The sequence below is a fragment of the Chryseobacterium sp. SIMBA_028 genome (assembly GCF_046535285.1).
Lineage (GTDB): Bacteria > Bacteroidota > Bacteroidia > Flavobacteriales > Weeksellaceae > Chryseobacterium.
Window position 1 is genome coordinate 1 of sequence record NZ_JAWRWZ010000865.1, and the last position, 233, is coordinate 233.

The 233-nt window shown below is 65.7% G+C and carries 1 pseudogene; it reads right to left on the reverse strand.

The features are described from left to right. Positions 1-233, reverse strand: a pseudogene (locus SCA31_RS25660) (hypothetical protein); the annotation flags it as partial.

A 233-nucleotide genomic window follows, 5' to 3' on the forward strand; every position in this document is an offset into this window, starting at 1 on the left:
GAAGATGACGCCGAGAAGCGTCCGCTCCGAGCCGATCCGCTGGGCAAGCCGTGGTGCGAGCGGCGAAAAGGCGCCGAGGCAGACGACCGGCAGGGTGGTGAGCAGGCTGGCGCCGAGCGCCGAAAGACCGAGGCCGGAGCGAATCTCGGGAAGCAGCGCTGAAGCGCTGGAAAAGACTGGCCGGAGATTGAAGGCAATCAGCACCAGACTCACGCCAAGCAATATGCGGGCTG